This window comes from Sporosarcina ureae (genome assembly GCF_029267015.1).
GTDB classification, from domain to species: Bacteria; Bacillota; Bacilli; order Bacillales_A; family Planococcaceae; genus Sporosarcina; species Sporosarcina ureae_D.
This window is the reverse complement of the sequence record NZ_JARIEA010000024.1, coordinates 1-9816: the sequence shown is the minus strand read 5'-3', so window position 1 is coordinate 9816 and position 9816 is coordinate 1. Positions and strand designations below refer to the sequence as shown.

Here is a 9816-nt window from a genome sequence, read left to right as displayed (position 1 = left end):
ACTTGCTCCACTGCCCGCTTCAATTGTCGTAGATGACGTTTTTCGTGGAATCCGACGAATCGGAACCATTGAATTAACGGAACGTTACCGAAAATCGGATGCTTAATCGACTTGCAGCGAAGTTCTGTAATAGTAGCAGACTCATAGATATCCAGCAAATAGTTTCTGGATTCATGCAACTTCTCTTTAATCTCTGGGATAGAGAGATGTGTATCTGTCGGTTGCGTGTATTCCATGAAGTATGCTTTTACTAAAGGGCTTGCCGATACACTTATCGGTTTTTTGAACACACGTAAACTCACAGGATTTTTCAATTCTTGGGCGATGTTTGTAGCAACTCGACATTCCATTAATGCTAAATGTTCTACAATCTGTTTGGGTGACCAGCCGCCATGTGATGGTGTTCCGTTAAATTCCTCATCTGTTAAGCCATCAATCAACTGCAAGATGCGTTTACGGACCTTGATGTTTTCTCCAAAAACCACCAACATCTACCTCCATTTCTTCCTTGAAATCATTTCTATTGCCATAGCATACGCCTTTTGTTCAGAGATTTAAAGGGGCAACGGTTAGATTTTTAGTAAAGCCTAGCAATGGTGACAGAAGGGTGCCATTCAGCCCTGATATAATAGGATTTCTAGCCTCTTTCATTCGTTAGTCTTTCTATTCTCGATAACACTTCTTGAGTAGTCGGCATACCATCTTGCGCACCGAATTTTCCTACAGATAACGAAGCCGCCACATTAGCGAACTGAATGGCAGATTGTAGATCGCTTCCTTGTACTATCCGATTGGCAAGCGCACCGTTAAATGTATCACCTGCACCTGTTGTATCCACTACCTCTGTAGAGACACCAGGCACAGAGATAACTTGCTCACCGTCATGATAGCAAACCCCGTCTTTTCCTAATGTTACGAGGAGTTGATTCGGATAGTTTGTCACAGTTTCTTCTATAGAAGTACCAAAGAGTTGCGCACACTCTGTTTCATTCGGAGTCAGATAGCGAACGTAGGACATGTATTTCAATTGAAAGCTACTTGAAGGCGCAGGGTCCATCATAACGGGAATCTTCAATTCCTTACAGAGCTTCAAGACATACCACACAGTATCTGTTGGCAGTTCAAGCTGCATCATCACAAGGTCGCTGGCACGAATAACAAATTTTAACTCTTCAATCCGTTCGGGCGTCAGCGCGTGATTGGCTCCTGGTATGGAAATAATTCGATTATCCCCTTCCGTCAATAAAATAACAGCAACGCCAGAAGGACCTTCTACATTCTTAATATAGGAAGTACCCACACCTTGTTCTTTCAAATTGTCTACAATCATTTCTGCAAATGAATCCGTACCTGTCGTGCCGATCAGCTGAACTTGCTGTCCAAGTCGTGCACATGCAACAGCTTGATTTGCCCCCTTACCACCAGGTGCCGTTTGGAAACCTTTTCCTCTCACCGTTTCTCCTTGCAACGGAAACTTGTCCGCTTGTGCAATAACATCCATATTCGCACTACCAATTACCGTAATCATGCGTATTCCTCGTTTCCATTTCTTTTATCCGATCATAGACTTTTGTCCAAGCTATTTCAATATAGACTCTTTACTGACTGAAAAGTTACACTTTACCCTAAAGTGTTTACAACGACTTGTTAAACAGTATAATGAATAAATATACATCAACTAGATTATACACTAGGAGAGAAATGTCTTGAAAAAATATACTGTTAGTACATGGTTCGTATTCTTAATTCCTTCTATACTCGGGGTCATATTATTCATGATTCCACTACCGTTCGCAGCGGGTTGGAAAGTATCTATAGCCAAATTAGCCGATGTTATGTCCGGCGCATTGGAACCCATTATTCCACAACTTATGATGTACTTGATCATTGCTTCTGCAGTGGGATCTGTTCTTTATTTATTCGTTCAGAAAGATCCGAATCGGCCTTCATTCTTTACAAATCTATTCAAGGTTACACCTTTTTGGACAATCACTCGTATTGTAGGGGCGGTCTTTGCTATTATGGTCGTCTTCAAAATAGGGCCTGAAGCGATATGGAGCGCGGATACAGGCGGATTATTGCTTGCTGGTGATGGACTGGTTTCATTCCTATTTAGTATCTTCTTCTTTGCAGGACTGTTACTTCCTTTATTACTAAACTTCGGATTGCTCGAATTCTTCGGAACCCTGATGGTAAAGATTATGCGACCTTTATTCAAACTACCCGGTCGGTCTTCTATTGATGCTCTCGCTTCATGGATCGGCGACGGAACCATCGGCGTATTATTGACTAGTAAACAGTACGAAGAAGGTCACTATACACAGCGTGAAGCTGCTGTTATTTCTACTACGTTCTCAGTTGTTTCGATTACGTTTACATTAGTCATCATCGATAAAGTCGGTCTCGGAAACTACTTCCTACCGTTTTACGCAACCGTACTATTCACGGGACTGATTCTAGCTTTAATCATGCCAAGAATTTATCCACTACGTTCAATTAAGAATACGTATATTGATAATCGTGAATATTCTACTGAAGATGAGAAGTTGCCTGCTGGGACAAGCGTGTTTTCACTAGGTCTTGCTAGAGCACTCGACACCGCTTCGAAACAACGCTCTATCGTGAAGACGGTTCGTGCTGGTATGCAAAACGTTCTCGATATGTGGTTCGGTGTGGCACCGGTCGTTATGGCATTCGGTACAATTGCATTAGTGATGGCTGAGTATACGAGTGTATTCCGTATTTTAGGAAAGCCGTTCGAATATATTCTGAACTTCTTACAGATTCCTGAAGCTGCTGAAGCTGCACAGACGATGGTAGTTGGATTTGCGGATATGTTCTTGCCTGTCATCTTGGCAGAAGGTGTGATTACATCTGAGATGACCCTCTTTACGATTGCAGCCATCTCTGTTATTCAGCTGATTTATATGTCAGAGGTTGGCGGATTGATTTTAGGGACGAAGATTCCGTTGAATATTTTTGATCTACTAATCATTTTCTTATTGCGCACACTAATTGCGTTACCGATCATTGCAGGTATTGCACATTTATTGTTTTAATTACATCCCGAACCCGTCGCTTCCTTGTGAAGTGGCGGGTTTTTAGTTGATTGCCGAAAACTTTGTACTATGAGACTTTAGGCTATGAGCGGTTGTATGAACTGTTAGAGCGCTTAGCACGTAACTATGAGCAGTTAGCGCAGCGCATAGAGCGGATAAAGTAGCACATAGAGCGCTCAAGGCTTCTCATAGAGCGGATATTCCGTTACATTGAGCATTCACTAACATTTCATCATTAAAAAAAGCCACTCTCCATAAAGAGAGTAGCAAAATGAAACAGCTTGAAAGTTACCCTGCTAGAATATATTGAATGTCCGCAAGTAAGGGAGGGTTGCGTTTGGGATGCAGCGTGGTAAAGCAATGGTGGGCTTTGGCACGTTGCATTCCAATAAGTAGCTTTGACAGTTCACTTTCAAGCGTTTCCGTGATATACCGTGTGTGCTGACGGATTTCCGAAAGCCATCTATGAAGAGGAGACTTCATTCCACTCCATAGATCACAATCGGAAGGCCAGCGACAACTTGATACTTGTCGCTGTCTTGAATTACTTGCTTTCTACGGTTTCAATTGGCAAGTGTTGAACTTTCACATCAAAAGTCGTAACTTCATTACCGAGGATTGGACTCGGTCCTTGTGGTGCTTTTGCGTCATGCGCTTTTGCATTCTCTCGGCTATGTAACCACTTGTCAAAAAACTGGCGGTCTTCCCATGTTGTACATACTTTCACTTCATCACGCTCTTCACCTTCTTTACTGAGCAACACTTCCATGCGAATGAACCCTTCAAACGTATGAACTGACTTTGCTTTAGCGAAACGAGCAGTGATTTGTTCCCCTTTACCTTTTTCTACATAAATCGTATTAATCGCAACCATTTTCTGCATTATACTGCCTCCATTTTCATCGACTGTAAATACTCAAGTACTGATGCTGATTGTTCTCCACCTGCTGCTGCATGACGCAGTAACGGAATGCCATGTGGCCCTTTTAATTCGCTTGCATTCGGATACCATTTCAACATCGATTTAACGATCTCAAGTTCCCCTAACATGGCAGCTGCAAATATATCCATTCGCGCGCCTTTTTCTAATAAGTACTCCGCGATATTTCGACTGCCGGTATGCGCTGCGGCTCCAAGACCACTTTCCCAGTCGTCTCCACCCCAGTTCATCACAGCGTGGACTAAATCAGGCTCCTGCTCAATTAACTTTTGTACTTCATCAAAATCACCGTGGGTTGCAATCAAGTATTGACGCACTAACGCTTGATCAATAGGTTGTTTCTTTTCTCCTTCGGTTCTCAGAACAATCATCCTTCCGTAATTTACTTGGGGTGAAAAAGCATTTTCCATTATTCATAAATATCTCCGCATCTATCTCGAAAATAGAGTGGAACATATCTTTGCACAGTACGCACTGCGGAATGCCGTCAAAACGAACGATACCATCTTTTAATACGATGAGCCGATCACTGTAACTAGCCGCCTGATTGATGTCATGCAGAACCATAACCACCGTCATTCCATACATTTCATTTAATTCTGTAACCAATTCCATGACTTCGAGTTGATGCGAAATATCTAAATACGTTGTCGGTTCATCGAGTAATAATACTTTTGGTCGTTGCGCAATCGCCATCGCAATCCAAGCTCGCTGACGTTCTCCACCTGATAATGACTGCAACATGCGATTCTTGTATTTATCCAACTTCGTAACGCCGATCGCCCAGTCGATAATTTCTTGGTCTTCTGAACTTAACTTGCCATATCCTGAACGATGGGGATGACGACCGAACTCCACTAACTCGCCTACCGTCACATCAAGTTGATGATCTTGCATTTGCGGTAGCATAGCCAAATTCCTTGCTACTTCCTGGGATTTCATTCGTTTCAATCGTTCGCCATTTAGCAGAACTTCTCCACTGCCAGGCGTGATCAATCGTGAAATCAGTCGTAGGAATGTCGACTTGCCCGAACCATTTGGCCCTAGCAAACTGACGATTTCTCCTTGTTTAATATGCAAATTGATCTTCGTTAATTCGAACGAATCCGAATGTCGATACGTAAGTTCTTCAGTTATCAGCAAATGAATCCCTCCGTTTTTGAATTAAGTACAAGAAGAATGGTCCACCTAGGAAGGAGAGTAAGATTCCTACTGGCAATTCAATTGGATTGAATAACGTACGGGCAATTGTGTCTGCTACTACGACGAGTAATCCACCGCCAAGTGCCGAAGCGGGTAACAAGAATCGATAGTCCCCTCCTACTATAGAGCGCATAATATGAGGTACAACAAGTCCAACAAAACCAATCAATCCTGAAACACTGACCGCCATTCCCGCAAGTAGAGTGCTTAAAACTATGAGAAAAAACCGACTTCGTTCCACGTTATGCCCGAGCAGCTTGGCTACTTCGTCACCTAGACGCAAAATGCGAATATGCTTGACTGAGAAAATGGCCAATACAAATGCCGCAATCGCGTAGTAGATGATCATTTCAAACTGCACCCAGCCGACGCCTGCAATACCTCCAGCTAGCCAAGGCAATACAGCTTGCACGCGGTCGCTGTAAAGCAGCATTAACGCACTCATGCATGCACCGATCACTGCATTAATTGCGACACCGACTAAAATAATTCGTAAAGGCGATGCGCCACCCCTCCAAGACAACGCATAGATCACAACGGCCGTTGCAAGTGCTCCAAGAAACGCGGCAAGTGGTAGAAACATAATATAGGCCGGGTAAATAATCATTATGACTGTCGCTGCAAGTCCCGCACCTGACGAGACACCGATAATTCCTGGATCTGCCAGTGGATTACGCATAACACCTTGTAAAATAGCACCGGCTACCGCAAGACTTACTCCGACAATCATGCCGACTAGTACACGTGGAAAGCGAAGTTCCCATACAATTCGCCGTTCCATCGTATCGTTTGCTACGAAAATCCCATTCCAAATTTCTTGCATGGAGAACGACACTGGACCGATCATCAAGCTTAAAATAGCTGCGATTAACAGCAGACTTCCACTCGTCACGAGAACGATGACACGCTTTCTCGCAAGTGGATGACGTTCTTTCTGCGTTTGCTCTCCTACTGCAATCATCTTATTTAACCTGTCCTAAGCTTTCTTTCATCACATCAAGTGCTTCAACAACTTTTGTTCCAGGATTTGTACCGAATAAGTGTGAAGGTAAGACCATCACATTACCTTTTTTCACTGCATCAAGGTTTTTCCATGCTGGGTTCTTCAACATTTCACCTTCGAATGCTGCTTTGACCGCTTCAGGTTCTCCGTGAGTAATCAACATGACCATTTCTGGATTGCGTTCAATAATTTTCTCAACGCTCAAGCTTGCGTATTGTGGATATTTTTCTTCATTCGGGAAATCACTTGCAATGTTTTCCCCGCCTGCTAGTTCAAGTAGATTTCCTGATAATGAATTAGGTAGTGCCACCATGTATGTACCTGGCGCTCCGTATACTAGTAAAGTTTTCACAGCGTCCGCTTTGTCCGCTGAGCTCTTTTCAATTTGTTCGGTAATATCATCTTGAATTGTTTTTGCTTCTGTTTCTTTATCGAATAGCTGTCCGAAGAGTCCGATCGTCTTTTTGATATCGTCTACAGAGTTAGCAGCTGTATACACAATTTTTGTACCTTGGCGTTCCATGTTCGCTTCGTGTTGTTTGAAGCTTGGAGCAGCAATGATGACTTCGGGGTTTATTTCCGCAATCTTCTCAAAATTCGGCTGATGCGGGTTTCCGATTTCAGCGATGCCTTCTAAGTCTTTGTTTGGCGGCCCTTGTACTGTTGGACGCCCGTCTACTTTTATTCCAAGTGCGAGTAGCATATCGAGGTCACCTGAGCTGAGCGTGGCGACAGATTTTGGCACTTCATCGAATGTTGAGGTTTGACCGATCATGTCTGTCACTTCGATAGCTGTGCCAGTCGTTTCTTCTACTTTTTCTGTTTCTTCTGCTTTGACTGCTGATGCGGCTGTTTTATCTTCAGCTTTCCCATCCTCTGTTCCACATGCGCTAAGTACAAACAGCAACATGAGTATGCTCAACACACTTGCTAACTTCTTCATCTCTTTTCATTCCCCCTTGAATATAATGAGAATGTTTCTCATTGAAAAACATCATAAACGATAATGAGAATCATTGTCAAATAGATTATTGAGAATGAATCGTTTGGACTAGTGGTGGGTTCGGTCGTGACTCGACATTGGATTGTGCATGGAAAGTAGTGAGAGTCATGCTTTGGACACGCGCAGGCACGTGGGGGATTGCCTCCAGCCATGAGCCAACTAGCGGTAGTGCTGCTAGCTGTCTCATGGCCACGGCCTACCCCGCAGTTGTGCCTGCGCTGCTGAGCACTTACCAATTTAGATTGAGGTTTATAAAAGATTAAGGTCAGTGACTAAGTGTGACCACTTTTTCTGTTCTGGCATAGTCAATGATATATAGAATGGATCGTTGCTCGACATGGGCTTCTGCATGGAAAGTAGTGAGGGTCATGCTTTGGACTCGCGCAGGCACGTGGGGGATTGCCTCCAGCCATGAGCCAGCTGGCGGTAGAGCTGCCAGATGTCTCACGGCCACGGCCTACCCCGCAGTTGTGCCTGCGCTGCTAAGTACTTACCAAGTTAGGTTGTGGTTTATAGTAGATGAAAACCAGTGACTGGGTGGTACAGTTCTTCGGTTTTGGCAAAGTCATTAGGAGATAGATTGGATCGTTGCTCGAGCTTGGCTTGATCATTGAAAGTAGCGAGGGCCATGCTTTGGACCCGCACAGCGTTTAATGTGAAATAAGTCAAGTGCCATGTTTCAGCTATTTTTAGGCACACGAAACCAAAGCTTCAGAATGACATTTTTTTGAAACTCAACAATCACAGAACACTCTATAAGGGCGTCTTTCCGTAGCGAGAAAGGTCTTGCTTTTTCATTCCACAGGGATACATCCTATTAAATCCAAACTCTTTTCTTTTACGTTTTATCCGTATTTGTGGAACAAGACCCATAACGCTGTGCAACGAGGTCCACACTGGCCTCAGGTACGTATTTCCTATGTGATCTACGCTCCGGGAAGACGCCTTTTTCAGTGCTATTCTAACGACCCTAATGCCATAATTTTATTTCTTATACAGTGACAAATCGACTGAAGAAAACTGCTTGTTTAGATTTAGTTCGTAACTTTCCAGCGATGACTTTTTGTAATATATAATCAGGACAAGTGCTTTGATAAAGTGTTTGATGTTTTCTCATCGCATAAGCGAGACGCACTATTCGATTGCCAATTGCGATATACGCTTGGCCTGTCAACTTTCCCTGTTCTTTCATTTTTCGATAGCGTGCATTCATGTCAGGATTATGAATGGCTGTACATTTACCGGCCTGATAGACAATACCACGGAATGGTGCCCGTCCCTGCTTTGAGATCGCGAAGTGGGTAGCCTTTTTTCCACCAGACTGCTTCACGACCGGGTTGGTACCAGCCATCTTGATCAACTGTCCAGCATTCGTAAACACTTCTAAATCGCCCATCTCAGCGGTTAGTTCAGCAGCAAGTGTTACACCAATTCCTGGAACACTTAACAGAATGCCTCCGTCGGTTTCTAAAAGTAACTCTTCAATTACCTCTTCTAGTTCGGTAATTTGTCGTTGTATCAGGTCGAATTCATCCAGTTTTAATCGAAGAAGCAAGAGTTCACCGGCTAACGCTTCCTTGGGCTTAGATATACTTTCTTCGGCATACCGTAACAACCGATCAATAACTGCGTCACGTAACTTTAGATTGTGTTCGATGGACAATGCCCTTAATCCTTTGGCGTCAAGCTTGATGATGTCTGATGGGTGCGGGTAATGTCTCATGAGGAAGAGAGAGGTCTTGGAAGTGAATTCATCAAAGACTTTCACGACCTGATTCTTTCCATCTTTCCACACATTCTTGCCTTGAAATTCTCGGAAGATATGATCCATATATAGGCGAGTATGATTGATACAGCGGGTCCGTTCATCCACCATTCGTCTTCTTGCCCGAGTCAGTGTCTGAAGCCTTTCAAAACTCTCCTGCTTCTTCCTACTTGTATCTCCACGTCCCTGAAGGATAGACTGCACAATCGCATGTAAATCCACTCGGTCAGTCTTCGTGTAGTTCAGCATCTTCTTTCGTTCTTCCGCTGTTGTCGCAGCGTTGATCACACGCACCATATAACCCTCTTGATCACATACTCTAACCAAGTCTTCATAGTAATGAGCAGTCGTTTCAATACCTAATATGACACGCGTTAATTGATACGCTTCACGCGTTTGGTCAATTTCCTTCTTCAAAACTTGAAACCCTGTTTGGGATCCATCAAATTCGAAAGGTCCTCTTAAAATATCTCCAAAGATTGTACAGATCATGGCAGTATTCACATACTTAGCAGCGTCAATAGCTACAATACAGTACTGATCAGCCTCTGCACTTCTCATCATGCGGCTCCAATTACTTCCGTTTCTTCCCTGAATATGATTGAATGATGACATAACCATTGTTTTCATCTCCTCTTTTACTGGTGGGGTTGGGTAGGAAGTTCTGTGATTGGTACTCTCCTATACCCTGAAAACAATGGTTTCTTTGTGTTTCACTCAATCTATTTCATATAATAGGCACGTGGGGGATTGCCTCCAGCCATGAGCCAACTAGCGGTGGAGCTGCTAGCTGGCTCACGGCCACGGCCGACCCCGCAGTTGTGCCTGCGCTACTGAACACTT

At 43.6% G+C, this 9816-nt stretch carries 11 protein-coding genes; 3 read left to right on the top strand and 8 right to left on the bottom strand.

What is annotated here, in order from left to right; genetic code table 11:
* The coding region (locus tag Q7P97_RS03655; protein ID WP_303966729.1) for a DinB family protein at window positions 1-485 on the bottom strand (485 nt) is incomplete at its 3' end.
* 152 nt (window positions 486-637) lie between these two features.
* Window positions 638-1528 (bottom strand): ribokinase, encoded by an 891-nt coding sequence (gene rbsK, locus Q7P97_RS03650; RefSeq protein ID WP_303966726.1) that lies wholly within the window; start codon window positions 1526-1528, stop codon window positions 638-640.
* A gap of 178 nt (window positions 1529-1706) precedes the next feature.
* Between rbsK and Q7P97_RS03645 the strand changes: the two genes are divergently transcribed.
* Window positions 1707-3059, top strand: a complete 1353-nt coding sequence (locus Q7P97_RS03645) for a YjiH family protein (RefSeq protein ID WP_303966723.1) — start codon at window positions 1707-1709, stop codon at window positions 3057-3059.
* Between the two features lie 544 nt (window positions 3060-3603).
* Here the strand turns inward: Q7P97_RS03645 and Q7P97_RS03640 are convergent.
* Genes Q7P97_RS03640 through Q7P97_RS03620 form a run of 5 tightly spaced genes read right to left on the bottom strand, consistent with a single transcriptional unit; the run spans window position 3604 to window position 7148 of the window.
* Window positions 3604-3942 (bottom strand): antibiotic biosynthesis monooxygenase, encoded by a 339-nt coding sequence (locus Q7P97_RS03640; RefSeq protein ID WP_303966721.1) that lies wholly within the window; start codon window positions 3940-3942, stop codon window positions 3604-3606.
* Window positions 3942-4370, bottom strand: coding sequence for an ankyrin repeat domain-containing protein (locus tag Q7P97_RS03635; RefSeq protein WP_303966718.1), 429 nt, complete (start codon window positions 4368-4370; stop codon window positions 3942-3944). The genes Q7P97_RS03640 and Q7P97_RS03635 overlap by 1 nt, the downstream gene beginning before the upstream one ends.
* A complete protein-coding gene (locus Q7P97_RS03630) occupies window positions 4327-5142 on the bottom strand; it encodes an ABC transporter ATP-binding protein (protein WP_303966716.1) in 816 nt (271 codons plus the stop codon). Before Q7P97_RS03630 ends, Q7P97_RS03635 begins: the two co-directional genes overlap by 44 nt.
* On the bottom strand, window positions 5129-6160 hold the full coding sequence (locus Q7P97_RS03625; protein WP_483315747.1) for a FecCD family ABC transporter permease: 1032 nt from the start codon (window positions 6158-6160) through the stop codon (window positions 5129-5131). The genes Q7P97_RS03630 and Q7P97_RS03625 overlap by 14 nt, the downstream gene beginning before the upstream one ends.
* Before the next feature lie 4 nt (window positions 6161-6164).
* Window positions 6165-7148 carry an ABC transporter substrate-binding protein gene (locus Q7P97_RS03620; protein ID WP_303966712.1) on the bottom strand — a complete coding sequence of 328 codons (984 nt, stop codon included), beginning with the start codon at window positions 7146-7148 and terminating at the stop codon, window positions 6165-6167.
* Window positions 7149-7315: 167 nt separating this feature from the next.
* On the opposite strand from Q7P97_RS03620, the gene Q7P97_RS03615 reads away from it, so the two are divergent.
* A complete protein-coding gene (locus tag Q7P97_RS03615; protein ID WP_303966709.1) occupies window positions 7316-7471 on the top strand; it encodes a hypothetical protein in 156 nt (51 codons plus the stop codon).
* Window positions 7472-7576: 105 nt separating this feature from the next.
* Window positions 7577-7741, top strand: a complete 165-nt coding sequence (locus tag Q7P97_RS03610; protein ID WP_303966706.1) for a hypothetical protein — start codon at window positions 7577-7579, stop codon at window positions 7739-7741.
* Between the two features lie 458 nt (window positions 7742-8199).
* On the opposite strand, the gene Q7P97_RS03605 is transcribed toward Q7P97_RS03610, so the two are convergent.
* Window positions 8200-9594 (bottom strand): IS110 family RNA-guided transposase, encoded by a 1395-nt coding sequence (locus Q7P97_RS03605; RefSeq protein ID WP_303966703.1) that lies wholly within the window; start codon window positions 9592-9594, stop codon window positions 8200-8202.
* Window positions 9595-9816 lie beyond the last annotated feature (222 nt).

Excerpts from the sequence above, each read along its gene's own strand:
- rbsK (WP_303966726.1), bottom strand. The coding sequence starts at position 1,528 with ATGATTACGGTAATTGGTAGTGCGAATATGGATGTTATTGCACAAGCG.
- Q7P97_RS03640 (WP_303966721.1), bottom strand. The coding sequence starts at position 3,942 with ATGCAGAAAATGGTTGCGATTAATACGATTTATGTAGAAAAAGGTAAA.
- Q7P97_RS03635 (WP_303966718.1), bottom strand. The coding sequence starts at position 4,370 with ATGATTGTTCTGAGAACCGAAGGAGAAAAGAAACAACCTATTGATCAA.
- Q7P97_RS03620 (WP_303966712.1), bottom strand. The coding sequence starts at position 7,148 with ATGAAGAAGTTAGCAAGTGTGTTGAGCATACTCATGTTGCTGTTTGTA.
- Q7P97_RS03615 (WP_303966709.1), top strand. The coding sequence starts at position 7,316 with ATGCTTTGGACACGCGCAGGCACGTGGGGGATTGCCTCCAGCCATGAG.
- Q7P97_RS03610 (WP_303966706.1), top strand. The coding sequence starts at position 7,577 with ATGCTTTGGACTCGCGCAGGCACGTGGGGGATTGCCTCCAGCCATGAG.
- Q7P97_RS03605 (WP_303966703.1), bottom strand. The coding sequence starts at position 9,594 with ATGGTTATGTCATCATTCAATCATATTCAGGGAAGAAACGGAAGTAAT.